Below are 23,737 nucleotides of genomic sequence, written 5' to 3'. Positions count from 1 at the left end.
GGCGCTGCTAGCTCAGGGCGTCCTTGACGTCGTGGGCGGCGTCCTTGACGCGGTCGCCGGCCTGCTTGACGTTGGCCTCGTCCTGGTCCGCGCGGCCCTCGGCGCGCAGGTCCGGGTCGCCGGTGGCCGTGCCCCAGCCCTCCTTGGCCTTGCCCTTGAGCTCTTCCGCCTCGTGCTCGACCTTGTCACCGAAGCTCATCGCTGTCTCCCAGGTGTGAATGCGGTGTTCCCACTCTTGTGGATGCCCGAATCGACCCGGGTCAAACGGCGGCTCGGTTCAGCGGTGCAGCACGCCCTGTTGGGCGAACGGCGCCAGGGTCGGCTCGGTGATCGGCACGTCCCCGAGGGCGGCGTCCATCGCGGCCAGCACGTCGTCGCTCAGCGACACGCCCGCCGCGGCCGCGTTCGCGTGGACCTGCTCGGGGCGCGACGCGCCCGTGATGGCCGAGGCGACCTCGGACCGGCGCAGCACCCAGGCCAGCGCGAGCGTCGGCAGGCTGGGAGCTGTTGGCCCGGCGCGACCGGGCGGAGCGGGTGCTCCAAGATCCTAGGGCGCGATCGGCAGGGGCGCCGTCACCTGGAAGCCGCCCGCCGTGCTCGCGGGCCCGGCGGTCAGCGTGCCGCCCGCGGCCTCGAACCGCGCGCAGGCCCGCGAGGCCGCGCCCGCCGCCGGGGCCGCACCGCCTCGGCCACCCGTACGCGGGTCTGGTCGCCGCCCCGACGGTGCTGCCCTGACCGGCCGGGCCGGTCAGTCCCGGCGCGGCGGCACGCCCTCGAGGACCTCCACCGTCACCTGGTAGTCGTCCCAGCGCACCCGGACCCGGCTCAGCAGCCGCGTCCCCGGCCACAGGATCTCGGCCCGGCCGACCACGACCTGCGGCAGGGCGAGATGGCTGGGCTTGGGCAGGAAGCTCTTCACGTTCCCGGCCACGATGTTCATGAGCTCGCCGGCCGCGTCCTGGATGTCGTCGGGCTTCACCGACGACAGCTCGAGCATCTCCGCGGCCAGGGCCGCCGCCGCGCCCAGGCCGCCGCGCAGCACGACCATGCCGAGCCAGGCGCCGGCCACGCCGACGCTCGCGGTGATCTCCGCGTCGGCCCCGGGCGGCTCCTCGTCCAGCACGACGGTCGGGCTGGTGCCGAGGTACGCGGTCCACACCTGCCAGATGATGCCCTCGAGATCCTGGGGCGTGAGCGGCTCGTCGGCCATGCCACCTAACCTACTCAACGAAACCTGCACATTACGGCTGAACCCGCTGGAACCGGGGCACGATCCGCCGCAGGCCGCCGGACGTGCGGTCCCCCGTCTCCAAGCGCCCAATCGGTTGCGAATCGGGTGGGTTGAGGCAACCGGGTCACCAGGAGTGCATCGTGCCGTCCATCAGGCGGTTCACGGGCAGCGCGGCCGGCTGGTAGGGGTACTCGGCGGCCAGCGACTCGTCGATGTCCACGCCCAGCCCGGGGGCCTCGGAGGGGTGCAGGTAGCCGCCCTCGAAGCGGTACCCGTGCGGGAACACGGCGTCGGTCTCCGGCGTGTGCCGCATGTACTCCTGCAGCCCGAAGTTCGGCACCGCCAGGTCCAGGTGCAGGGCCGCGGACATGCACACCGGCGACAGGTCGGTGGCGCCGTGGCTGCCGGTGCGCACGTGGTAGAGCCCGGCGAGGTCGAAGATGCGGCGCAGGTGCGTGATCCCGCCGGCGTGCACGACCGTGGCCCGGATGTAGTCGATGAGCTGCTCGCGGACCAGGGTCTCGCAGTCCCACACGGTGTTGAACACCTCACCGACGGCGATCGGGGTGGTCGTGTGCTGCCGGATGAGCCGGAAGCCCTCCTGCAGCTCGGCCGGGACCGGGTCCTCCATCCACGTCAGCGAGTACGGCTCGAGGCTCTTGCCGAGGCGGGCCGCCTCGATCGGGGTGAGCCGGTGGTGCACGTCGTGCAGCAGCTTGAGCCGCGGCCCGAACTCCTCGCGGACCCGCGCGAAGACGCCGGGGACGTGGGTGAGGTACGCCTCCGTCGACCACGTCGCCTCCGAGGCGACGGCGGCATCCGCCGGCTCGTAGAACAGCTTGTCCTTGCCGACCCCGTAGGTCGTCTCGAGCCCGGGCACGCCCGTCTGGACCCGGACCGCCCGGTAGCCGAGGTCGGCGTAGCGGGCCACCTCGACGAGCACGTCCTCGACGGTCTCGGCGTTGGCGTGGCCGTACACCGTGACGCCCTCCCGGCTGCGCCCGCCCAGCAGCTGGTAGACGGGCAGCCCGGCGACCTTGCCCTTGATGTCCCACAGGGCGGTGTCCACGGCCGCGATGGCCGACATGGTGACCGGGCCGCGCCGCCAGTACGCGCCCTTGTAGAGGTACTGCCAGATGTCCTCGATGCGGTGCGGGTCGCGCCCGACGAGCGCCGGGATGACGTGCTCGGTGAGGTAGGCGGCCACGGCGAGCTCGCGGCCGTTGAGGGTGGCGTCGCCGACCCCGGTGACACCGTCGTCGGTGACGATCTTCAGGGTGACGAAGTTGCGGCCGGGGCAGGTGACGATGACCCGGGCGTCGGCGATGCGCACGTCAGTCGACCTCTTCCTTGACACGGGGGTTCCTTGACAACGGGGGTTCCTTGCACGGGTTCCTTGGCACGGGTTCCTTGGCACGCGTTCCTTGGCACGCGTTCCTTGGCACGCGTTCCTTGGCACGCGTTCCTTGGCACGGCCGACGAGCTGGGTCGGGTTGACGATCCGCAGCGCGATCACGGGCAGCACGAGCATGGTCGCGGTGGGGACCACGGCCGTCGCGCCGATGGGCTGCTGGGCCCGGATGCCCGGCGACACCGTCTCCGCGTAGCGCTTCACGACCAGGGTGGGGGCTCCTCGTCGGCGGTGAGGAACGTCAGCTCGGACATGCCGATCGTACGCACCGGCACCAGGATCGGCGCCGCGAGGATCCCGGCCACCAGCGGCGGGGCGCGGATGCGCAGGAACACCTGGCAGGTGCTCGCGCCGCACATGCGAGCCACGTCCTCGATCGTCACCGGTATCCATGCATCCATCGATCATCGTCGAGTTTGCGAACCATTTCAGGATCTTGTCAAGAGCCCGGTCACGCTTCGGGCGGCGACGGCCCGGCACACCGCCGCCACCCGATCCGCGCCCGGCACCGGCTACGCGCTCAGCGCCGCCGCTGGCGCAGCAGCACGCCGGCGATCGCGGCACACCGCCGCCACCCGATCCGCGCCCGGCACCAGCTACGCGCTCAGCGCCGCCGCTGGCGCAGCAGCACGCCGGCGATCGCGGCACACCGCCGCCACCCGATCCGCGCCCGGCACCACTTACGCGCTCAGCGCCGCAGGCGCAGCAGCACGCCGGCGGTGGTGGCCACCCATACGGCGAGCGGCAGCCCGATCGCGAGCCAGTTCGGCACGCCGGGCAGCAGCAGGCAGAGCACGCCGAGGGCGGCGCCGGGCACAACGCTGACGCCGACGCCGATGGCCAGCGCGATGGCGGTCACCACCTCGCCCTGGTCGGCGCCCTCGGTGTCGGCGCTGCCCTCACCGTCCACGCCCTGCCAGCCGAATCTGGCGGAGAAGCGGAGCGTGGTCCGGCGGCGCGCGTCACCGGTTCGCTGCGGATGGGCGGTCATCGATGATCGTTTCCTCCATGGAGTCCGTCTTGGGCCACCAGAGGCCATCACGCAGTGTGTCGGATTTCAACCAGACGTCCGCATCCGTTCCGGCCACCCGATCCGCCACCGCCCGGACAGGGGCCGCCACCTGGGAAATCGCCGCTGGTCACCGGATGGCCGGGAATGACCTGCCACGAATGGCCGACCGACGACCGTCCACGGTGGACTGCCCGGTCACGGCCCGGTCATCCGGCCCGTCATCGCAAACCGGACACAAAGCACGGCCACGGGGCTGCGCGGGCGTCCGCGGTTACTACAGAATGTGACGTCCTCCGGCGCCGATCCCCCGCGAAAGGAACCCCGTCACCATGCCCCTCGCCGCCGACGCGACCCGCGGAACCAGCCGACTGCTCGCCGAGACCGAGGTGAACCGGCGCCGGCCGAAGTCCGCGCAGTACTGCCTGGAGGTCCGCCGCGAGCTTGTGACCAGGTATGGCGACCGGCCGTGGGCCGGCCTGGCCCGCGACGTGAAGCGCCGGTACAAGGTCTACGCGCACGAGAAGCCGCGGGTCCTCGCGCAACGGTTCGCCGGGCAGTTCGGGGCCGAGGCCGGCCCGCCCTGGAGGACTGTGGCGATGGTCCTCGACATCGCCGTGGACGTGGCGCGGCGGGATGAGGCCCGGGAGCGCTTCGCCGAGCTGTACCGGCAGGCCCGCGACGAACCGCCGCCCGGCGACCCGGATCTGAGCGCGCGGCCTGACGAGGCCGATGACGCCGACCGCCTGCGTCGGCGGTTGAACCGGGTCGAGTTCGACGCCCTCGACAAGGGGCACAAGCTGCGCAACGAGATCCACTGGGCCCGGGCGCAGGCCGAGCGGGCGCAGAAGGCCGCTGGCCGGGCGCGCGCGGAGGCTGCGCGGTCGCGGGCGGAGGCCGAACAGGCACGGACGGAGGCCGACCGCGCTCGGGCCGACTCGGAGCAGGCGCATGCCGACGCCGACCATGCCCGGGCCGAGGCCGAACGAGCGCGGGCCGACGCGACGCGGGCACACGCCGACGCCGACCATGCCCGGGCCGAGGCCGAACGAGCGCGGGCCGACGCCGCGCGGGCACACGCCGACGCCGACCATGCCCGGGCCGACGCCGAACGAGCACGGGCCGACGCCGCGCGGGCACACGCCGACGCGGAGCGGGCCAGGCGGGATGTCACACGCCTTCGCGAGGAGCAGACGGTGACCCGGCCCACGACCGGCCGGGCGATCGCTTCCGCGCCGGCCGCACCGACCACACCGACCGCTGCGTCGGCGGCACTGACGAATCGCGCACCGGAGGGGAACTCGACCGGTCAGCGGCCGGCCGGCCGGATGCGATGGTTCGCGCGGCCTTCGACAGCTCCACTGCCCCGCACCGCTCCAACGCCCCGCACCACGCCCTCCGGGACCGCGCCGGTCGGGGCTCCCGATGCCGGTGCGGCGCAAGGCCGCACAGCGCGCCCGAACGGCCGCGCCACGCCCCTGACACACCGTCGCGCCACGCCCCCGCCACCCCACGGTCACGCCACGCCCGCGACACCCCACGGTCACGCCAAGCCCGCGACACCACACGATCACGTCACGCCCCCGACTTCACACGTCATGCCCCCGACACCACACGGTCACGTCACGCACCGCGCACACGGTCATGTCACCCCTCCGACACACGGTTGCGCCGCGCCTATGGCGCAAGGGCGAGTGGCAGTGCCGACGCCGGCCACACCACGACCGGCTGTCGCCCGGGTGACGGCCCGTCATCGACCCGACAGCGCCCCGACGTCCGCACCGGTCACCGGTGACGGGGCGACAGCCTTCCCGCCGCCGCCTTGGCTGGTTCCTCCCGCGCCGTCCGGGGCACCGCTACCGCCGCCGTTCGTGCCGATCGGACCCGCGATCCGGGCGGCGGCGCCGAAGGCCGGGTCCGTCGGCACGGCCACCCATCCGACGCTCGAACCGGACGTCGTCGGCGCGCCTACGTCACGCACGTACCGGCCAGCTGCGGTGCGGCGCCATCGGCGCATGACGCCGTGGCGTCGGGCCGTCAACAACCTGGTCACCCGGGCGCGGCGCGGAACCGCGATCGCGACGACGGGCCGGCACGACGGCGGCCCCACGGCACCGGCCGCCACGGCACCGGACACCACGGCTGCCGCTACCACGGCCACCGCCCTGGCGGCGATCGGCCGGGCCTGGGCAGCGGGCGCGCCGATTCCCGGCGAGCCCCGGGCCGGCATGTCGGTCGCCGCCCGGTACGTGCTCGCCTCGTGCCTCACCGGCGGGACCGGGCACCGCTGGGTCGCCTGGGACCGGGCACGGCGATGTCACGTCCGGCTGCGCCGCATCACATCGAGCGCTGACGGCCGCTCCGAGGCGTTGCGGCTCGCACACGCGGCGGCGCGTCTGGCCCATCCGTCGATACAGCCCGTCCACGCCGTACTGAACGACGCGCACGCCTGGATCGTGACCGACGCGCCGTCCGGCCGGACCCTCACGGAAGTCGTCCGGCACGACGGGCCGATGAGCGAGCCGCGAGCCGGCCGCATCGCGCTGGCCATCGCCGACGCGCTGGCGGCCGCCCACCGAGCCGGCGTCGTGCACGGCCGGCTCTCACCGGACGACGTCGTGCTCGACGCGGACGACCGCGTCTCCGTCACCGGCTTCGGCATCGACCCGGACTTCACGTCCCGTCCCGCCGCCGACTACGCCGCGCCCGAGCGTCTCGGCCGGGAACGGCCCGACGCGGCGGCGGATCTGTGGTCGCTCGGAGCCGTACTGCATTTCGCCGTGACGGGCGTGCCGCCGTTCAGCCTGTTCGGGTATTGGCGTACGCCGGGTGCGATCAGGCGAACGCTGACGTGGCCGATCGAGGCGCCCCGGGCGGAACGCCTCAAGCGTGTCCTGCGGTGGCTGTGCCAGACCGACCGCCGTCGTCGGCCGAGTGTGCGGCAGGTTCGCCGGCATTTGCGGCGCCTGGCGTCCGAGCACCCGGTCACCCGTCGGGCGTCCGAGCACCCGGTCACCCGTCGGGCGGCACCGCCTTCACCGGAGCTGGCGTTCGACCCGGTTCGGGCGGTGTTCGCACCGGCCGTGCGGCAACCTGTGTCGTCCCATGGTGGCCTGGCCCGGGCCCCGCGACCGGAGCCCACCTCACGGTCCAGGCAGGCCCCGCGGCCGGAGCGATCCGGTGAGCACCCGCATCCCGGGCCGGCGGCTCGGCGGGCCGGCGACCGTTCGCGGTGGCGGTTCTGGCTCGCTCTGGTCGTGGCGGGGGCCATCGTGGTGGTCGGCGGGGCAGCGCTGAGCGCGATGGCCACCGCGCCCTTCGGCCTGGATCTCGCCACGGTCAAGAGCATCGCGACCTGCGTCCTGATCAGCACCGCGCTGGTTCCGATCGCGATCGCCACGGGAGCCGCTGCCGATTAGAGCGCCATCAGGCCGCGCCGGCAGGGGCGCGCGCACCGCGACTCGACGCGCGCACCGCGACTCGACGCGCACACCGCGACTCGACGCGCGCACCGCGACTCGACGCGCGCACCGCGACTCGACGCGCACACCGCGACTCGACGCGCACACCGCGGCTCGACCTGCGCACCCCGGATCGACGCGCGCACCCCGGATCGACGCGCGCACCCCGGATCGACGCGCGCATCGCGGTTTGGCGTGCGCACCGCGGTTTCAGGGGCGGGCGACCTCGAGCTGGCCGTCGCGGACGCGGGTGCGCAGCATGGTCTGGTCCGAGCTCGCCGGCCCGTGCATCGCCCGCCCGTCCGACAAGCGGAACACGCTGCCGTGCCAAGGGCACTGCAGGCACGCCTCGCCGTCGACGTCCACCATGTGGCCCTCGGCCAGGGGGCCGCTGCGGTGCGCGCAGCGGGCCACGAGCGCGCTGAAGCGGTCGGCGCCGTTGTGGCGGTCGCGGTACACGACGACCGGGGTCGCCCCCACCGTGTAGGAGCACACGCGACCCTCCTCGATCGCGTACACCGCGTCGATCCGGTGCCAGCCGTGCGGGACGAGCGGCAGCGCGGCCGCGGCGTGGCTGACCCCGGCGTCCTGGGCGAAGGCCAGGTGGCCGCCCAGGTACGCCCCCGCGCCGGCGGCACCCAGCCCCGCGAAGGACAGGGCCCGCCCGCGGCGGTGGTCGCCGCGGGCGCGTGCCACGATCGACGCGGCGAAGCAGCCCAGCGCGGTGAGGTTCGCGGCGACGTGCACCACGGCGACGCGGCGCTGCTGCCGCGAGAGCGTCGCGTAGTCGGCGAGCCCGGTGACGGTCGCCGGGAGCGCCCCGGCGGTGCCGGCCGCGAGCAGCGTGGCGGCGGCGCGGCGGGACCCGGGCGTGTCGCGGCCGGGCAGCGCGTCGAGCACCGCGGTGCTCATCCACGCGCCGACGGGGAACTGCACGATCGCGGGGTGCAGCGGGTGGCCGAAGCCGACGCCGTGCAGCAGCGCGCCGAGGCGGCCGCGGCCGGCGGTGGCCAGGGCGGCGCGGCGAAGCGCGTCGGCGATCCGGTCGAGCGGGTGGGCGGCCTCCAGGCGGGCGAGCAATGTAGCCATGGCGGCCGATTGCCCAGGAACCGGCCGCCGAAACGGAACGGACGGCCGAAACGCAGCGCGCGACCGAAACGGATCAGGCCTCCGATGCCGAAGAGCCGGCCGAAACGCAACAAGGGACCGAGACGCCACAGCGGACCGAGAGGCAACAGCGGGCAGCAACGCAACAGCGGGCAGAAACGCAACGGGTACCGCGCCGCAACTGTTGCACGCTCAATTACGTCGCGCTGTCCGCCGATGAGACGACGTGAACTTCGCGATGGTGGGCAGGAAGCTGGACCGCGCGGTGCTCGGCTCGGTACTCCTGGCCGCGTACGCCGTCGCGGTCTTCGCGGCCAACTTCGGCGACCAGCGCACGCCACTGGCGCTCATGTGGCTGGCGACGCCGATCTCGGTGCTCATCCCGGTGTGGATCGCCCTGCAGATCGCGCGCTCCGACGCGTTCGCCCCGCCCACCCGGCGGTTCTGGCGGCACCTGGCCGTCGTCGCCGCGCTCGCCGGCCTCGGTAGCGTCTGCAACACCGTCGACGCGATCGGCGGCCCGGCGCCGAGCCAGGAGCTGTCGCCGCTGACCGTGGCCGTGTACGGCTCGGCGGTCCTGACACTGCTGTGGGCCCTCTGGCGGCTGCCGATGGGCACCACGAGCGCGGACGAGCGGCTGCGCATCGGCCTGGACGCCTCGACGGTGCTCGTGGCGGCCGCGGTGTTCATGTGGCACTTCCAGACCGAGCCGTTGCTGGCCTCCAACGGGTACCGGATCGCCACCCTGGCCGTCGCGGGCTTCACGCTCGTGCTCGAGCTGGTCGCGGTCTTCGTCATCGTGAAGGTCGCGCTGTCCGGCCACGCGTTCGTGGCGCGGGGCGCGCTGCGGCTGTTCGCGTTGGGCATGTTCGCCGGAGCGTTCAGCGGTGTGGCGCAGCGGTTCATCCTCGACCAGCCGCACCTGAGCCTGCCCCAGGTCAGCGTGCCCCTCGTGCTCGTGTGCGCGACCGTGGGCGCCCGGCGGCAGCAGCGGGCCCTGGTCGAGCCGGAGGCGCACCGGGCGGCGTCGCGGCGGCCGTTCAGCGTGCTGCCGTACCTCGCCGTCGCCGCCATCGACGTCCTGCTGCTCGCCTCGATCGCGGACGGCTCCTCCGACCTGGCCGTGACCGCGGTCGCCGCCGTGGTGCTCACGGGGCTGGTGGTGTGGCGGCAGGTGACCGCGTTCCGCGAGAACACCGCCCTGATGCAGCGCCTGGACTTCAACGCCACCCACGACGCGCTCACCCAGCTGCCGAACCGGGCGCTGTTCAACCAGCGCCTCACCGCCGTGCTGGGCCGCGGCGGCGCTCCCCGGCCGGTCAGCGTGGCGCTGGTCGACCTGGACGACTTCAAGCTCGTCAACGACACCCTCGGGCACCGGGCGGGCGACGCGCTGCTGGTGGCGGTCTCCGCGCGGCTGGCCGCGAGCGTGCGCCCCGGCGACCTGGTGGCCCGCCTCGGCGGCGACGAGTTCGTCGTCCTGCTCGACGCGATCGACCCCGCCGAGGCCGGGCCGGTAGCGCAGCGCATGGTCGCGGCGCTGGCCGAGCCGGTCCTCGCCGACGGCCACGAGCTGCTCGTGCGGGCCAGCATCGGCATCGCCGACGGACGCACCGGCGACGACCCCGGGGAGCTGCTGCGCCTCGCCGACATCGCGATGTACGCGGCGAAGCACGACGGCGGCAGCGGGTACCGCCGCTACGAGCCCGGCATGGCGGGGGCGGTCGCGGGCTCGGCCGCGCTCGGCGCCCAGCTGCGCCAGGCGATCTTCGGCGGCGAGCTCTTCCTGGAGTACCAGCCGATCGTGACGCTCGACGACGGGCGGCTGCGGGGCGTGGAGGCGCTGGTGCGCTGGAACCACCCGGCCCGCGGGCCCGTGCCGCCCGCCGAGTTCATCCCCGTCGCCGAGCGCACGGGGCTCGTCGTCCCCCTCGGGGAGTGGGTGCTGCGTGAGGCGTGCCGGCAGCTGGCGGCGTGGATCGCCGAGTTCGGGCCGCGGGCGCCCGGCGTCGTGCACGTCAACGTCTCGGCCCGGCAGCTGGCCGTGGCGGCGTTCACCGACACGGTGGCGACGGCGCTGTCGGACTTCGGGGTGCCCCCGCACCGGCTCACCGTCGAGATCACCGAGAGCGCCGCGGTCTCCCTCGGCCCGGCCGTGGCCCGGCTCGAGGAGCTGCGCCGGCTCGGGGTGCGCGTCTCCCTCGACGACTTCGGCACCGACCAGTCCTCGCTGACGCTGCTGCGGGACCTGCCGGTCGACGAGCTGAAGCTGGACCGCTCGTTCGTCCAGCGCGACGAGTCCGGCCGCCGGGGCATCATGCCGGCCGCGGTGCTCGCGCTGGCGCGGGCCGTCGGGCTCGACATCGTCGCCGAGGGCGTGGAGCTGCAGTCGCAGGCGGACCGGCTGGCGGCGATGGGGTACCGCACCGCGCAGGGCTACCACTTCGCCCGCCCGATGGCCCCGGCCGGCATCGACGGCCTCATCATCGAAGGAGCCCCGGCCCCCGCCGCGCCGCTGGGCGCGTGACGGCCGGCGGCTCCGCGTGGATCGAGCCGCGGGTCAGGTCGGCTGGTACTCGACGCCCGGGAGGTCGACGGGCCAGTGGCGGTTGCCGGCCTGCGGGTTCCAGGCGTCGTACTGCAGCCGCTGCGGCCCCGCGATCCCGTTCACGTCCCGCAGGGCGGCGACCACCCCCGCGGCCACGGCGCGCAGATCGGCCTCGCGAGCGGGGCGCGGCAGGACCCGGTGCCACAGGAAGCCCGCGTCCTCGTCCGGCGGCTGCCAGCCGTGGGACTCCAGGATGCGACGGCCCTCGGGCGTGTCCTGCCGTGCGAGGGGCGGCAGGTTCACGCGCTCGCCGGAGACCTCGGCGTGCAGCTCGTGCGCGTCCTGCGCGAACTGCGCGAAATCCCAGCTGCGGTCCTTCGAGCGGATCACGAGAAGCACCCCGTCGGCGAGGCCGGCCAGCTCGCGCGGCAGGGCCTCGGCGAAGGCGTCCCAGGTTGGCGGCGTCATTGCTGCGACTCTAACGCGAGGCACGACTGCGGCATGGCGGGCATCTGCCCATGTTTGTCGGGTGAGCGGGCCGGGCAGCCATGTGCCCATGACGACCATCACCGCTGACGACATCCGCGCGCTCGCGCAGTCGACCGACGCCGACCCCGCGCTCGCCGTGGCGCAGGACGGGGTGCGGCTCGTGGCCGAGGCCACGGCGACCGACGAGCACATCGTCTACACCAAGGCCGACCTGGTGCGCGACTACGGCGAGGAGATCACCGACGTGCAGGCGGAGGTGCTCGCCGCCGGGCTGACGTCCCAGCTGGCCTGAACGGCCGCGCGGGCGCGGGCGGCGCCCGCCGCGGCCAGCTCCGCCGACAGGCCCAGGTGCCGGGTCGGGTCGAGCAGCGCCCGCAGGTCGGTCGCGGACAGGTACGTGGTCACGCGCGGGTCGGTGTCCAGCAGCCCCGCGAACGTGCCCTCGCCGGCGGCCGCCCGGTGCGCGGCGTCCGACACGACCCGGTGCGCCTCCTGCCGGCCGATCACCTTGCCCAGGGCCAGCATGACCGCCTCGGAGACGATGAGGCCGCCGGTGAGGTCGAGGTTCGCTCGCATGCGGGACGGGTCCAGCTCCAGGCCCTCGAGGACCACGGCGAGGCGGACCAGCTGGTCGCCCGCCAGGACGCAGGCGCGGGTGACGGCGTCGTCGAGCATCGCGGTGTACGCCCCGTCGGCCTCGTGGTCGGCGTGCATCCCCTCGAGCGCCTGGGGCACCAGCGCCCGGATCTGCGCCGAGATCGTCATCATGTCCTGGGAGAGCTTGGGGTTGCGCTTGTGCGGCATGGTGCTGCTGCCGACGTCGCCCGGGGCGGCGGGCTCGAGGACCTCGCCGTACTCGGTCTGCATCAGCGAGTACAGCTCCCGCCCGATCTTGCCCCCGGTGCCGGCGAGCAGGGCCAGCACGCAGACGTACTCGGCGAGGCCGTCGGCGGTGCTGCGCGCGGGCACCGCCATCGGCCACAGCCCGAGGCGCTCGGCGAGGCGGGCCTGCACGCGCGGGCCGTCGGCGCCGAGGGCCGCGTGGGTGCCGACCGCACCGCCGAGCATGGCGACGAACACCGCCGGCTCGCACCGGCGCAGGCGGTCGAGGTGGCGCAGCAGCTCGTCGATCCACACGGCCGCCTTGAACCCGAAGGTGACCGGCACCGCGTGCTGTCCGTGCGTACGGCCGGCCATCGGCATCCGCGCCCCGCGCTCGGCGAGTTCGGCGGCGGCCGCGAGCACCCGGCCGAGCAGGCCCAGCAGCCGGCGGTGGGCGTCGCGCAGCAGCAGCGCGTCGCCGGTCTGGGTGATGTTCTGCGTGGTCGCGCCCCAGTGCACCCAGCCGCCGTAGTCGGCGCCGACGACCCGGGTCAGCTCGGTGATGAGGGGCATCAGCGGGTGCCCGGTGGTCGCGATCCCGGCCCGGATGCGGCCCTTGTCGAGCCGGTCCAGGCGGGCCGCGCCGGCGATGGCCGCGGCCGCGTCCGGCGGTACCACCCCGGCGTCCGCCTCCGCCAGCGCGAGCGCGGCCTCCACGTCCAGCCACCGCTGCCAGTGCCCCGCCGTCGTGAACAGCCTGCGGATGCCGGTCTCGGGAACGCTGTCATCAGTGAAACGGGACGTGGTCATTACATTTGCATGCCCACGAACCATGGCGATCAATCCTCGCCGGTGAGCACCTTCAGCACGCCGGTGATGTCCAGGACCCGGTGCACCATGCCGTTCGCGCCGATCGCGCGGAGCCCGACGTCGGCCGCGGCGCCGCGACGGTGGGCGTGCAGCATGGTCGCGATCCCGGTCGAGTCGAGCAGCGTCAGCCCGTCGAGGTCGAGCACGATGTCGCAGACGCCGCGCACGGCGAGCGCCTCGTCCAGGGCCCGCTCCAGGATCGGCTGGGTGCCGAGGTCGACGAGCCCGCGCAGGCGGACGGTCACCGTCGCCCGGCCGCCGGCGTCGCGGCCGACCTCGCGGTCCGCGGTCAGGTCGCTGCCCACCGCGACAATATACCGTCGACCGGCGGCGCCGCTCCCGACGGCTAGATGGCGTCGAGCTCGGCGAGCGCGTCGGCGGGCAGCTCCAGCGCCGCGCCGGCGACGTTCTCCCGGAGGTGGGCGACGGAGGACGTGCCGGGAATCAGCAGCATGTTCGGCGAGCGCCGCAGCAGCCAGGCCAGCGCCACCGACAGCGGCGTGCTGCCCAGGCGTTTCGCGACCGCGCCGAGGGTCTCCGACTGCAGCGGCGAGAAGCCGCCGAGCGGGAAGTAGGGCACGTACGCGATGCCCTGGGCCGCGGTGATGTCCACGAGCGCGTCGTCGTCGCGGCGGGCGATGTTGTACATGTTCTGCACGCACACCACCGGCGCGATCGCCTGCGCCTCGGCGAGCTGCTCGGCGCTGACCGTGCTCAGCCCCAGGTGCCGGATGAGCCCCTGCTCGCGCAGCTGCGCGAGCGCCCCGAACTGCTCGGCCAGGGAGCCGGGCTCGGGCGCGTCGAAGCCGCCGACGCGCAGGTTGACCACGTCGAGCGCCTCCAGGCCGAGGTTGCGCAGGTTGTCGTGGACCTGCGCGCGCAGCTCGCCGGGGGTGCGCGCGTGCGGCCAGCCGCCCTGCTCGTCGCGGCGCGCGCCGACCTTGGTGACGATGTGCAGGCCGGCCGGGTACGGGTGCAGCGCCTCGCGGATGATCTCGTTGGTGACGTGCGGGCCGTAGAAGTCGGCGGTGTCGATGTGCGTGATGCCGAGCCCGACCGCCTCGCGCAGCACGGCCACGGCGGCCGCGCGGTCCCTCGGCGGGCCGAAGACGCCCGGGCCGGCCAGCTGCATGGCGCCGTAGCCGAACCGGGTGAGGTCGAGGTCGCCGGTGCGGTAGACGCCGCCGGGAAGGGTGTTCGCTGTCATGGCTCCACCATGCCCGCGGCGCCCGCAATCAGGCAGCGCCGCGCGCTTCCTGGGAGTGACAGGACCAGGATGCGCGCCGCCGCGCGGTCGTAGGCTGGGGCTCGTGAGCACGAACGCGCTCGGCGAATACCTCCGGGCCCGGCGCGAGCTCGTCGACCCCGCCGACGCCGGGCTGCGCGTCGTGGGCGTCCGGCGCACGCCGGGGCTGCGCCGCGAGGAGGTCGCCACCCTCGCCGGCATCAGCGCCGACTACTACCTGCGCCTCGAGCAGGGCCGCGACCGCAACCCGTCGCCGCCGGTGCTGGAGGCGATCGCGCGGGTGTTCGGGCTGGACGCGGAGGCGACGCAGTACCTGCTGAGCCTCACCGCCGCCCGGCCGCGCGCCCCGCGCCGGCCGCGCCGCGAGACCGTCCCGGCCGGCGTGCGCCAGCTGCTCGACGTGATCGGGCTGCCCGCGTTCGTGGAGAGCCGCCTCTTCGAGGTGCTGGCCGCGAACCGTCTCGCGACCGCGCTCTCGCCGCGGATCCACCCCGGCGCCAACCGGCTGCGCGACATCTTCCTCGACCCCGACGAGCGCGACCTGCTGCCCGACTGGGAGCAGGCCCTCGGCGGGATGGTGGCGGCGTTTCGCACGTCGATCGCCGCGGACGCGGCCGACCCGCGGGTGGAGCGGCTCGTCGGCGAGCTGTCCCTGGCCAGCGAGCCGTTCCGCCGGCTGTGGGCGCGTCACGACGTGAAGCCGCTCGCGGGCGCGCCGACGCGGCTGCGGCACCCGGAGGTCGGCCTGCTCGAGCTGCGCCGGGAGAAGCTCGTGATCGGCGACTCCGGCGGGCAGTTGCTGGTGGTGTACCACGCCGAACCGGGATCGGACAGCGCGCGGGCCCTGGCGCTGCTCGGGTCGCTCGCGGCACCGGCGCCCGTGGAGCGCGGCTCGGCGGTATGAGCACGGGGACGGGCCCCCAGGCGGGTGCCTGAGGGCCCGTCCGCTGGTACGAGCGCCGGATCAGCGCAGGACGTGCTCCTGCTCGTCGCGGTAGCTGGTCGTGTAGTAGTCCCCGACCTGCCGGCGGTAGTCGTCGGTGCCGAAGGTGTGCTCGTCGTACTCCGGCGAGCGCTTGATCTGGTCCTTCGTGCGGTCGACGTACACCTTGCGCTCCGCGTGGTCGACGTTGCGCACCGTCCCGGCGGGCAGCAGCACCTTGCGGCCGAAGATCCACGGCCCGGTGTCCACCACCACCCAGGAGTTGCCGACCTCGTAGCTGGCGCGATCGATCGAGCCGATGTGGCCGTCGACGGCCTCGACCCGGTACCCGGAGAGGTCCAGGTCGTTGCGGTGCTCCTCGGGGAAGCGAGGATCCGCCGCGTCGGCGTTGAACGTCTCCCGCCACGCCCACGGCAGGAATGTGATCGGCTGCATGGGAGCCTCCTTTCACTGTCCTACACGCCGGGTTACCCGCCCGGGACGGTCTCAACCGTCGATGGCATAGGGTCGCCGTGATCACGGACGTGGAAAGGATGCCACGGTGGCGCTCAAAGTCGGGATCGGCCTGCCCCAGCTCAAGGACTTCGACCCGCGCACGGCGGTCACACGCGCCGCACGGGCCGCCGAGGAGATCGGCTTCGACAGCGTCTGGGTCTTCGAGCGCTTCCTGCTCCCGGAGGACCAGACCGGCCCCCACGGGCTCTACGGCGTGCCCGACGCGCCCTGGCCGGTCCGGTACGGCGGGGTGCTCGACCCGCTCGTCGCGCTCACCCTGGCCGCCGCCGTCACCGAGCGGGTCGAGCTCGGCACGTGCGTGCTGGTGGCGCCGCTGCACGTGCCCGCCCGCCTGGCCCGCACGCTGTCCAGCCTCGACGCGGTCAGCGGCGGCCGCGTCGTCGCGGGCGTCGGCGCGGGCTGGAGCATCGACGAGTTCGCCGCGCTCGCCCCGCGCCCGCACGCCGAGCGGGGCGCGGCGCTGGACGAGTTCCTCGACGTCGCCGAGGCCGTCTGGGGACAGGACCCGGTGTCGTACTCCGGCCGGCGCTGGACGATCGCCCCGGCCGAGGTGGGCCCGAAGCCGGCCCGCCGCATTCCCGTGTTCCTGGGCGGGTTCTCCGACGCGGCCCTGCGCCGCGTCGCGCGCCGCGGCGACGGCTGGCTGCCGACCGGGATGCCGCCCGCCGCCGTGGCCGCGACCCTCGCCCGGCTGCGGGAGATGGCCGCCGAGTTCGGCCGCGACCCTGCGGCGATCGCCTGCACGTTCCAGGTGGGGCTCTCCGGCACCCTGGACGCGGTGCCGGAGGAGCAGCGCCGGCCGTACACCGGCAGCGTCGAGCAGATCGTGCGCGACATCGCGGCCCTGGCGGACGCGGGCGTCGCGCACGTGTTCCTGACGGTGTCGAATCTGGTGACGGACATGGACGCCTACGTCGACGTGGCCGGCGAGTTCCACGCCCGCCTCCGCGCCGAGGGCCTGACGTGAGCCTGGAGCGCGCCGCGGCGCTGGTGGCCGCGGCCCGGCACCTCGTGGTGTTCACCGGGGCGGGGGTGTCGGCCGAGAGCGGCGTGCCCACGTTCCGCGACGACCTGACCGGGCTGTGGGCGCGCTACGACGCCGGGCGGCTCGCGACGCCCGAGGCCTTCCACGCCGACCCGGATCTCGTGTGGGGCTGGTACGCGTGGCGCGCGGCCCGGGCCCGCGCGGCGCGGCCGAACGCCGGGCACCGCGCGGTCGCCGCGCTCGAGGCGGCGATCCCGGCCACGACGGTCGTCACGCAGAACGTCGACGATCTGCACGAGCGCGCGGGGAGCACGGCGCCGATCCATCTGCACGGTAGCCTGTTCGCGCCCCGGTGCGTCGGCGACGGCGCGCACCCGGCCGCGCTCGCCGACGCCGAGGAGCCGGAGGAGGGCCGGCGCATCGCCCCGCCGCGCTGTGTCACGTGCGGCGCGCTGGTCCGGCCCGGCGTCGTGTGGTTCGGCGAGGCGCTGCCGGAGCCCGCGCTGCACGCCGCGGTGGAGGCCGCGGCCGGCTGCGACGTGCTGCTGACCGTGGGCACGTCCGGCGTGGTGTACCCGGCGGCGGAGATCCCCCGCATCGCGGCCCGCGCGGGCGCCGCGGTCATCCAGGTGAACCCGGACGCGACCCCGCTGGACGCGGTGAGCACCGTGAACCTGCGCGGCACGGCGGCCACGCTGCTGCCCGCCCTCGTCCCCGCCTGACGCCCGGCGCCGCCGTGGCCCTGGCCCCGTGGCGGGCCCTGGCCGCGTGGCGGGCCCTGGCCGCGTGGCGGGCCCTGGCCGCGTGGCAGGCCCTGGCCGCGTGGCAGGCCCTGGCCGCCGTGGCGGGCCCTGGCCGTGGTGCCGCTGTGCCGGCCGAGACGAATTGTCCGTATCCGACGCGCTGCCCGTCGGAGTGTGCGCGTCCGATTGTGTGAGTCTGACCCTCGCGGGGCATAGACAGGCCATGCCATGGGTCCTGTGGGTGCTTGCCGGTGCCGTCGCCCTGCGTGGGGCCGGGTGGCTCCTGCTCGCCTGGGACCGCCGGCAGCTGCGCCGAGGCGGCGGGGTCCGCACGGTTGCGGCCCGGGTCGCCTCAGGTTCCGCGACCGTCCGCCGATGAACCGAACGGCGCTCGGTGCGCCGTATCGGAGTCGTCGGGGGGTTCTACGGTGGCACAGCAGCGGGGTGTGCAGGTCACGGTCGCACGCGGGCGGTTGACGGCCGCGGTCGCCGATCGCGGGGTCATCACCAAGGCGTTCCTCACCGTGCTGCTGGTCACGCTCGTGGCCACCGCCGTGGCCGTGGTGTCGCTGGCGCGGATGTCGAAGCTCAACGCCGACCTGCACGACATCAAGAGCCGCCACCTGGACAGCGCCGCCCAGCTGACCGAGATGCGGGCCGGCATGGCCGAGATGTACCGCAACATGCTCATCTTCTCGCTCTTCGTCGCCGGCGGCGCGCAGAGCCAGGCGGCCCCGTACCGCGCCGCCGCCACCACCGCCGACCAGCGCGTCGACACCGCCGTCGCCGCCTACCGCAGCCTCGCGGCCGGCTCCGGCAGCCGCCTCGCCGCGCTGGAGGAGGTCACCGGCGATCTCGGTCAGTACCGCACCCTGCGCAACGTCGTGGTGTTCCACGAGGCCCCGCCGGCCGGCTACACCGTGCCGCCCGAGGACCAGCTCGTCGCGGTGTCCACGAAGCTGGAGGATGGCGTCGCCGCCTCGCTGGACAAGCTGCAGAAGCTCGAGGACCAGGAGGCGAGCGCGACGGCGGCGATGGCCGACAAGCAGTACACCGACGCGCGGATCTACATCATCGCGCTGCTCGTGGGCGGGCTGCTGATCGCCCTGGCCGCCGGCGCCTGGGTCGCCGCGATCCTGCGCCGCCAGCTCGCCAGCGTGTCCGAGGCCCTGCGGGCGCTCGCCGCGGCCGACCTGACCAAGCCCGCGCAGGTGTACGCCCGCGACGAGCTCGGCGAGATGGCCGCCGCCGTCAACGACGCCCGCGACGGGCTGCGCGGCACCGTGGTGGCCATCACCAGCGGCTCCCGTACCCTCGGCGACAGCTCCCAGCAGCTCACCGTCGTCAGCGGCCGCATCGCCGCGAACGCGCAGGAGGCCGCGCGCCAGTCCGACGTCGCCGCGGGCGCGGCCGGCGAGGTCTCGCACAACGTGCAGACGGTCGCGGCCGGGGCCGAGGAGATGGGCGCCTCGATCCGCGAGATCGCCCGCAACTCCGGCGAGGCCGCCCAGGTCGCCGCCGAGGCCGTCGGCGTCGCCCAGACCACCAACGAGACCGTCTCCAAGCTCGGCGACTCCTCGGCCGAGATCGGCAACGTCGTCAAGGTGATCACCTCGATCGCCGAGCAGACGAACCTGCTCGCCCTCAACGCCACCATCGAGGCGGCCCGGGCCGGCGAGGCGGGCAAGGGCTTCGCGGTCGTCGCCAACGAGGTCAAGGAGCTGGCGCAGGAGACCGCCCGCGCGACCGAGGACATCTCCCGCCGCGTGGAGGCGATCCAGGCCGATACGGGCAACGCCGTCGACGCGATCGGCGAGATCAGCCGGATCATCGCGCGGATCAACGACTACCAGCTCACCATCGCCTCCGCGGTGGAGGAGCAGTCGGCCACGACCGCGGAGATGAGCCGCAGCGTCGGTGAGGCCGCGCACGGGGCGACCGGGATCGCCGGCAACATCTCCGGCGTGGCACAGGCCGCCCAGGCGACCACGGCGACCCTGGCCGAGGCCGACACCACCGTCACGGAGCTCTCGCGCCTGGCGTCCGACCTCCAGCGCGAGGTCGGCCGGTTCAAGCTCTGAGCGGCCACCCACGCCCAGCGGCCGGCCTCCAGCGCGGGGCCGGCCGGTTCAAGCCCTGAACGGCCACCCACGCCCAGCGGCCGGCCTCCAGCGCGGGGCCGGCCGGTTCAAGCCCTGAGCGGCCACCCACGCCAGCGGCCGGCCTCGCGCGCGAGACCGGCCGCTTCGAGCGCTGTGCGGTCACCGGCCGGGGCGCAGGAGCACCTTGGTCCAGCCGCCGTCGCGGCGGTCGAAGTGCTCGTAGCCGTCGGCCGCCTGCTCCAGCGGCAGCTCGTGGGAGACGAGGAACGAGGGCTGCGCGCGGCCGGTGATGATGAGGTCGCGCAGCTGCCGGTTGTACCGCATGACCGGGCACTGCCCCGTGCCCATCCGCTGCCCCTTGGCGAAGAAGGTGCCGTAGTCGAACCCGATCCGGCCCTGCTTGGCCGGGCCGGTCGCGGCGCCGGGGTCGTCGGGGACGTACACGCCCACGACCCCGATCCCGCCGGTCGAGCGGACCACCTTGACGAGGTTGTCCAGCACCAGCTCGGGATGCTCCTCGCCGCCCTGGTCGTGCGCCTGGTAACCGACGGCCTCGACCCCGCAGTCGGCGCCGCGGCCGCCGGTCGCCTCGAGGATCTGCTCGGCCGGGTCGCCCCGCGAGAAGTCGACCGGCGTGGCCCCGATCTTCACCGCCAGGTCGAGGCGATCCTGCTCCTTGTCGACCACGAACACCTCGGAGGCGCCGCGGATCATCGCGCTGTGCGCGGCGAGGAGCCCGACCGGCCCGGCGCCGAAGACCGCCACCCGGTCCCCCGGCCGCATCCCGGCCAGCTCGGTGCCGTGCCAGCCGGTCGGGAAGATGTCCGACAGCATCGTGAAGTCGTTCTCGTGCTCGGTGCCGGGCGGCAGTTCGAGCAGATTGAAGTCGGCGTACGGCACGCGCAGGAACTCGGCCTGGCCACCGTCGTAGGGCCCCATGTTGGCGTAGCCGTAGGCCGCGCCGTCCATCCCGTCGGCCGGGTTGACGCGCAGGCAGAAGCTCGTCCATCCGGAGTCGCAGTTGCGGCACGTACCGCAGGCGATGTTGAACGGCACCGAGACTCGGTCGCCGGTCTTGACCCGGGTCACCGCGGGCCCGACGGCCTCGACGATGCCCATGTTCTCGTGCCCCAGGATCTTGCCCGGCTCGACGGACGTCCGGCCCTCGTACATGTGCAGGTCGGAGCCGCAGATGTTGGTCGTGGTGATGCGCACGATCGCGTCGGTCGGCGCCTGGATCGAGGGGTCGGGCACGTCGGCGAGCTCGACCTGGCGCGGACCCCGGTAAACGACAGCCTTCATGACTGCTACGCCTACCCGGCCCCGCGGCGCCGTAACGGTTATCGTCGAGCGGATGGCCCTCTTCACCGTCTCCGTCGAGGTCCGCGCGCCGGCCACCGAGGTCTGGGCGGCGCTCGTGGACTGGCGCAACCACGCCCGCTGGGCGCCGCTCACCACGGTGCGGCTCACCACCGCGCGCATGGACGGGCCCGGCGCCGGGTTCGTCGCCCGGTCCCGTCTCGGGCCGATCGGCTTCGACGACCCGATGACCGTGATGCGCTGGGAGCCGCCGGACGGCGAGCGGCCGGGGCGGTGCGACATCGACAAGCACGGGCGGGTGATCCGGGGCCGGGCGTGGTTCAGCGTGCTGCCGCTGGAGGCCGGCCGCTGCCGGGTCGACTGGTCCGAGGACGTGACCGTCGTGCCGCACCGCCTCGACCGGGTGACCGGCGCCCTCGTCGCGGCCGTCGGCCGGGCCGGGTTCGGCCAGGCCCTGCGCAAGATGGCCCGCGAGGTCGAGCGCCGGTCCTGAGCGCCGCCCGGCCGCGGCGATTGCCCGCCGGCTCCCGCTCCAGCCGGTCGGCGTCCGCGGTCCACGCCTCGGCTAGACTTCTCGACCGCGAAGTCCGACGGGGCGCGAGAGCGGGCAAAGGGGGACGGGCGTGACGCGGTTTGCGGCCGACATCGTCGCGGATCTTCGCCGGCGCATCCTCGACGGGGACCTCCGGCCGGGCGAGGACCTTCCCAGCGCCAAGGACATCATGGCCGGGTGGGACGCCACGATGGCGACCGCGTACAAGGCGATGACCCTGCTGCGCGAGGAGGGGCTCGCGGCCAAGCACCGCGGGCCGGGGCTCATCGTCACCGCCGACGCGCCCACCGTCGCCGCCGCGTGGCAGCCGCCGCCGGCCCACGGCGACGTGACCCGGGCCCGGATCGTCAGCGCCGCGATCGAGCTCGCCGATGCCGACGGGCTCGGGAACCTCTCGCTGCGCCTCATCGGCCAGCGCGCCGGCGGTCTCGTCACGGGCACGTTCTACAAGTGGGTGCAGGACCGGGCCGAGCTCGAGCTGCTCATGGCCGACGCGGTCTTCGCCAAGCACCCGCCGCCGAAGCCGGCCGGTCCCTGGCGGGCGCAGCTGGAGCGGCTCGCCCGGCTGCACTGGCGGCTGTACCGCCAGCACTCCTGGCTCGCGCTCACCGTCTCGTTCACGCACCCGGACCTCGCCCCGGCCGCCCACCTTGCCTGGGCGCAGCGGGCCCTGGCGGGCCGGGCCGACGCGAAGCCGCTGGCGGCGGCGCTCGTGAACTTCGTGCGGGGCAGCGCGATGAGCCTCGAGCAGCAGGAGCGCAAGGCGCGCCGGGCCGAGGCGGACGCGGACACGGAGCTGTTCGAGTTCGGCCTCGAGCACCTGCTGGACGGCTTCCAGCAGGCTGCTGACTAGAAGACGCTGCGGCGGCTGACTAGAAGACGCTGCGGCGGCTGACTAGAAGACGCTGCGGCGGCTCTCCGCCGCCGCGATCGCCGGGATGTCGTCGAGGCGGTCCAGCTGGGCCAGGGGCCGGCGGAGCCGGTGGTTGCCGGCCAGCTGCTCCCGGTGGTGGTGCAGGAAGGCCCAGTAGCCGGCGGTGTACGGGCACGCGTCGGGGCCGTCGCGGTGGCGGGGGTCGAACGCGCAGCCGCCGCAGTAGTCGCTCATGCGGTTGATGTAGGCACCGCCGGCCGCGTAGGGCTTGGTGACGAGCCGGCCGCCGTCGGCGTACTGGCTCATCCCGATCACGTTGGGGGTCATCACCCACGGGTACCCGTCGACGAAGCACCGTGCGAACCAGTCGGCCACCGCGCCCGGGTGCCAGTCGCGCTGCAGCGCCAGGTTGCCCAGCACCATCAGCCGCTGGATGTGGTGCACCCAGCCGGTGTCGCGGACGCGGGTGAGCACGTCGCGCAGGCACGCCGAGGTGACCGCGTCCGGGTCGAGACCGGCGAACCACGCGGGCAGCCGGTGGCGGGCCTTGAGCGCGTCGCGGTGGGCGTACCCCGGCCCGAAGTACCAGTAGCAGTGCCACACGTAGTCCCGCCAGCCGAGGATCTGCCGGACGAACCCCTCGACGCCGGCGAGCGGGGCGGCGCCCCGGCGGAACTCGGCCTCGGCCCGCTGCACCACGTCGAGGGGGTCGAGCAGCCCGAGGTTGAGGCTCGCCGAGAGCAGCGAGTGGGCCATGAGTGGGTCGTCGCGCAGCATCGCGTCCTCGTGCGGGCCGAACGCGGGCAGCCGGTGCTCGAGGAAGTGGGCCAGGCGCGCCTCGGCCTCGGCCGCGGTGACCGGGAACCGCCGCGGCCCGTCCCGGCCGACGAACGCGATGCCGTCGTCGCGCTCCCAGCGGTCGAGCTCGGCGCGGACCCGCTCGTCGACGTCGTCCTCGGTGATCGGCGGCGGTGGCGGTACGCCGAGCCGGGCCGCCCCGCGCGGCGGCGGTTCGCGGTTCTCGGCGTCGAAGTTCCAGCGCCCGCCGGCCGGTTCGGCGCCGTCCATGAGGATGCCGTGGCGCTGCCGGGCCTCGCGGTAGAAGTCCTCGAGCCGCAGCCGGGGCCGCCCGCCGGCCCAGCGCACGAAGTCGCGCGGCTCGGTGATGAACCCGCGCGGGGGCAGCAGCGTGGCGTTGCCCATGCCTCGGACCAGGTCGCGGGCCGGGCGCGAGGTCGGGTGGCAGACCTCGACCGGCTCGGCGCCGACCGCGTCGCGGTAGCGCTCGGCGACCACGAGCTCGGCCCGGTCGCCGAGCTCGGCGGCCCGGTGGCGCAGGGCGGACAGGACCAGGTGGGCCTTCTGCCGGTGGTACGCCTTCCGCCGGAACACGCCCTTGGAGATGACGAGCAGGACGGGCTGGGTGGCGTCCTCGAGAAAGTGCGGCCCCAGTTGGTCCGCGAACAGCCAGCGCCGCTTCATGCCCGCGATTCTCCTGGTGCGGGGC

General features: G+C 74.5%; 23 protein-coding genes. 9 read left to right on the top strand and 14 right to left on the bottom strand.

All coding sequences use genetic code 11. The features are described 5' to 3' along the window. Window positions 1-7 precede the first annotated feature (7 nt). The 6 genes from ACQP1P_RS23010 to ACQP1P_RS22985 form a co-directional block, all read right to left on the bottom strand. Window positions 8-199, bottom strand: a complete 192-nt coding sequence (locus ACQP1P_RS23010; protein ID WP_433089308.1) for a CsbD family protein — start codon at window positions 197-199, stop codon at window positions 8-10. Between the two features lie 78 nt (window positions 200-277). After that, window positions 278-472: a hypothetical protein gene (locus ACQP1P_RS23005; RefSeq protein ID WP_433089306.1), complete on the bottom strand. Its 195-nt coding sequence runs from the start codon at window positions 470-472 to the stop codon at window positions 278-280. A gap of 276 nt (window positions 473-748) precedes the next feature. Then, window positions 749-1,210, bottom strand: a complete 462-nt coding sequence (locus tag ACQP1P_RS23000) for a chemotaxis protein CheX (protein ID WP_433089304.1) — start codon at window positions 1,208-1,210, stop codon at window positions 749-751. Between the two features lie 145 nt (window positions 1,211-1,355). Continuing rightward, entirely contained in the window at window positions 1,356-2,564 is a 1,209-nt protein-coding gene (gene manD, locus ACQP1P_RS22995; protein WP_433090083.1) for a D-mannonate dehydratase ManD, read from the bottom strand. Between the two features lie 278 nt (window positions 2,565-2,842). Continuing rightward, window positions 2,843-3,025 (bottom strand): hypothetical protein, encoded by a 183-nt coding sequence (locus ACQP1P_RS22990; protein ID WP_433089303.1) that lies wholly within the window; start codon window positions 3,023-3,025, stop codon window positions 2,843-2,845. A gap of 305 nt (window positions 3,026-3,330) precedes the next feature. Next, the gene (locus ACQP1P_RS22985; protein ID WP_433089301.1) at window positions 3,331-3,633 is read right to left on the bottom strand and encodes a hypothetical protein; all 303 of its coding nucleotides are present in this window, start codon (window positions 3,631-3,633) and stop codon (window positions 3,331-3,333) included. 350 nt (window positions 3,634-3,983) lie between these two features. On the opposite strand from ACQP1P_RS22985, the gene ACQP1P_RS22980 reads away from it, so the two are divergent. Continuing rightward, entirely contained in the window at window positions 3,984-7,070 is a 3,087-nt protein-coding gene (locus tag ACQP1P_RS22980; RefSeq protein WP_433089299.1) for a protein kinase domain-containing protein, read from the top strand. Window positions 7,071-7,322: 252 nt separating this feature from the next. Here ACQP1P_RS22980 and ACQP1P_RS22975 read toward each other — a convergent pair whose 3' ends face one another. Then, entirely contained in the window at window positions 7,323-8,201 is an 879-nt protein-coding gene (locus ACQP1P_RS22975) for a DUF2231 domain-containing protein (RefSeq protein WP_433089297.1), read from the bottom strand. 244 nt (window positions 8,202-8,445) lie between these two features. Between ACQP1P_RS22975 and ACQP1P_RS22970 the strand changes: the two genes are divergently transcribed. Continuing rightward, window positions 8,446-10,746, top strand: coding sequence for a putative bifunctional diguanylate cyclase/phosphodiesterase (locus ACQP1P_RS22970; RefSeq protein WP_433089295.1), 2,301 nt, complete (start codon window positions 8,446-8,448; stop codon window positions 10,744-10,746). A 33-nt stretch (window positions 10,747-10,779) separates the two neighbouring features. On the opposite strand, the gene ACQP1P_RS22965 is transcribed toward ACQP1P_RS22970, so the two are convergent. Continuing rightward, on the bottom strand, window positions 10,780-11,235 hold the full coding sequence (locus ACQP1P_RS22965; RefSeq protein WP_433089293.1) for a TY-Chap domain-containing protein: 456 nt from the start codon (window positions 11,233-11,235) through the stop codon (window positions 10,780-10,782). Between the two features lie 88 nt (window positions 11,236-11,323). On the opposite strand from ACQP1P_RS22965, the gene ACQP1P_RS22960 reads away from it, so the two are divergent. After that, window positions 11,324-11,548, top strand: coding sequence for a hypothetical protein (locus tag ACQP1P_RS22960; RefSeq protein WP_433089290.1), 225 nt, complete (start codon window positions 11,324-11,326; stop codon window positions 11,546-11,548). Here ACQP1P_RS22960 and ACQP1P_RS22955 read toward each other — a convergent pair. From ACQP1P_RS22955 to ACQP1P_RS22945, 3 genes are read right to left on the bottom strand one after another with little or no spacing between them, the layout of a single operon-like run. Further along, window positions 11,479-12,888 (bottom strand): class-II fumarase/aspartase family protein, encoded by a 1,410-nt coding sequence (locus ACQP1P_RS22955; RefSeq protein WP_433089289.1) that lies wholly within the window; start codon window positions 12,886-12,888, stop codon window positions 11,479-11,481. The genes ACQP1P_RS22960 and ACQP1P_RS22955 overlap by 70 nt on opposite strands. Before the next feature lie 29 nt (window positions 12,889-12,917). Next, the gene (locus tag ACQP1P_RS22950; RefSeq protein ID WP_433089287.1) at window positions 12,918-13,253 is read right to left on the bottom strand and encodes an STAS domain-containing protein; all 336 of its coding nucleotides are present in this window, start codon (window positions 13,251-13,253) and stop codon (window positions 12,918-12,920) included. Window positions 13,254-13,294: 41 nt separating this feature from the next. Continuing rightward, entirely contained in the window at window positions 13,295-14,155 is an 861-nt protein-coding gene (locus tag ACQP1P_RS22945; RefSeq protein WP_433089285.1) for an aldo/keto reductase family oxidoreductase, read from the bottom strand. 103 nt (window positions 14,156-14,258) lie between these two features. Between ACQP1P_RS22945 and ACQP1P_RS22940 the strand changes: the two genes are divergently transcribed. After that, window positions 14,259-15,098 carry a helix-turn-helix domain-containing protein gene (locus tag ACQP1P_RS22940; protein ID WP_433089283.1) on the top strand — a complete coding sequence of 280 codons (840 nt, stop codon included), beginning with the start codon at window positions 14,259-14,261 and terminating at the stop codon, window positions 15,096-15,098. A gap of 60 nt (window positions 15,099-15,158) precedes the next feature. Here ACQP1P_RS22940 and ACQP1P_RS22935 read toward each other — a convergent pair whose 3' ends face one another. Further along, on the bottom strand, window positions 15,159-15,572 hold the full coding sequence (locus ACQP1P_RS22935; RefSeq protein WP_433089281.1) for a PRC-barrel domain-containing protein: 414 nt from the start codon (window positions 15,570-15,572) through the stop codon (window positions 15,159-15,161). 106 nt (window positions 15,573-15,678) lie between these two features. Here ACQP1P_RS22935 and ACQP1P_RS22930 point away from each other — a divergent pair, with 106 nt between their 5' ends. From ACQP1P_RS22930 to ACQP1P_RS22920, 3 genes are all read left to right on the top strand, one after another. Then, window positions 15,679-16,620: a TIGR03619 family F420-dependent LLM class oxidoreductase gene (locus ACQP1P_RS22930; RefSeq protein ID WP_433089279.1), complete on the top strand. Its 942-nt coding sequence runs from the start codon at window positions 15,679-15,681 to the stop codon at window positions 16,618-16,620. Beyond that, a complete protein-coding gene (locus ACQP1P_RS22925; protein ID WP_433089277.1) occupies window positions 16,617-17,360 on the top strand; it encodes an SIR2 family NAD-dependent protein deacylase in 744 nt (247 codons plus the stop codon). Before ACQP1P_RS22930 ends, ACQP1P_RS22925 begins: the two co-directional genes overlap by 4 nt. A 449-nt stretch (window positions 17,361-17,809) precedes the next feature. Beyond that, a complete protein-coding gene (locus ACQP1P_RS22920; protein ID WP_433089275.1) occupies window positions 17,810-19,462 on the top strand; it encodes a methyl-accepting chemotaxis protein in 1,653 nt (550 codons plus the stop codon). 180 nt (window positions 19,463-19,642) lie between these two features. Here ACQP1P_RS22920 and ACQP1P_RS22915 read toward each other — a convergent pair whose 3' ends face one another. Next, window positions 19,643-20,785, bottom strand: coding sequence for a glutathione-independent formaldehyde dehydrogenase (locus tag ACQP1P_RS22915; protein WP_433089273.1), 1,143 nt, complete (start codon window positions 20,783-20,785; stop codon window positions 19,643-19,645). A gap of 52 nt (window positions 20,786-20,837) precedes the next feature. Here ACQP1P_RS22915 and ACQP1P_RS22910 point away from each other — a divergent pair, with 52 nt between their 5' ends. Together ACQP1P_RS22910 and ACQP1P_RS22905 are read left to right on the top strand one after the other, a co-directional pair. Next, complete coding sequence (locus ACQP1P_RS22910) at window positions 20,838-21,296, top strand: SRPBCC family protein (protein WP_433089271.1); 459 nt, start codon at window positions 20,838-20,840, stop codon at window positions 21,294-21,296. 130 nt (window positions 21,297-21,426) lie between these two features. Beyond that, window positions 21,427-22,209, top strand: a complete 783-nt coding sequence (locus tag ACQP1P_RS22905) for a GntR family transcriptional regulator (RefSeq protein WP_433089269.1) — start codon at window positions 21,427-21,429, stop codon at window positions 22,207-22,209. 42 nt (window positions 22,210-22,251) lie between these two features. On the opposite strand, the gene ACQP1P_RS22900 is transcribed toward ACQP1P_RS22905, so the two are convergent. Then, window positions 22,252-23,712 carry a cryptochrome/photolyase family protein gene (locus ACQP1P_RS22900; protein ID WP_433089267.1) on the bottom strand — a complete coding sequence of 487 codons (1,461 nt, stop codon included), beginning with the start codon at window positions 23,710-23,712 and terminating at the stop codon, window positions 22,252-22,254. Window positions 23,713-23,737 lie beyond the last annotated feature (25 nt).

Origin of the sequence: Dactylosporangium sp. CA-052675, assembly GCF_050947935.1 — a bacterium.
Lineage (GTDB): Bacteria > Actinomycetota > Actinomycetes > Mycobacteriales > Micromonosporaceae > Dactylosporangium.
This window is presented reverse-complemented; position numbering and strand designations above follow the sequence as displayed.

Coding starts and splice junctions, on each gene's coding strand:
- ACQP1P_RS22975 (WP_433089297.1), bottom strand. CDS start 8,201: ATGGCTACATTGCTCGCCCGCCTGGAGGCCGCCCACCCGCTCGACCGG.
- ACQP1P_RS22955 (WP_433089289.1), bottom strand. CDS start 12,888: ATGACCACGTCCCGTTTCACTGATGACAGCGTTCCCGAGACCGGCATC.
- ACQP1P_RS22945 (WP_433089285.1), bottom strand. CDS start 14,155: ATGACAGCGAACACCCTTCCCGGCGGCGTCTACCGCACCGGCGACCTC.
- ACQP1P_RS22960 (WP_433089290.1), top strand. CDS start 11,324: ATGACGACCATCACCGCTGACGACATCCGCGCGCTCGCGCAGTCGACC.
- ACQP1P_RS23010 (WP_433089308.1), bottom strand. CDS start 199: ATGAGCTTCGGTGACAAGGTCGAGCACGAGGCGGAAGAGCTCAAGGGC.
- ACQP1P_RS23000 (WP_433089304.1), bottom strand. CDS start 1,210: ATGGCCGACGAGCCGCTCACGCCCCAGGATCTCGAGGGCATCATCTGG.
- ACQP1P_RS22935 (WP_433089281.1), bottom strand. CDS start 15,572: ATGCAGCCGATCACATTCCTGCCGTGGGCGTGGCGGGAGACGTTCAAC.
- ACQP1P_RS22910 (WP_433089271.1), top strand. CDS start 20,838: ATGGCCCTCTTCACCGTCTCCGTCGAGGTCCGCGCGCCGGCCACCGAG.
- ACQP1P_RS22900 (WP_433089267.1), bottom strand. CDS start 23,712: ATGAAGCGGCGCTGGCTGTTCGCGGACCAACTGGGGCCGCACTTTCTC.
- ACQP1P_RS22985 (WP_433089301.1), bottom strand. CDS start 3,633: ATGACCGCCCATCCGCAGCGAACCGGTGACGCGCGCCGCCGGACCACG.
- ACQP1P_RS22915 (WP_433089273.1), bottom strand. CDS start 20,785: ATGAAGGCTGTCGTTTACCGGGGTCCGCGCCAGGTCGAGCTCGCCGAC.
- ACQP1P_RS22965 (WP_433089293.1), bottom strand. CDS start 11,235: ATGACGCCGCCAACCTGGGACGCCTTCGCCGAGGCCCTGCCGCGCGAG.
- ACQP1P_RS22980 (WP_433089299.1), top strand. CDS start 3,984: ATGCCCCTCGCCGCCGACGCGACCCGCGGAACCAGCCGACTGCTCGCC.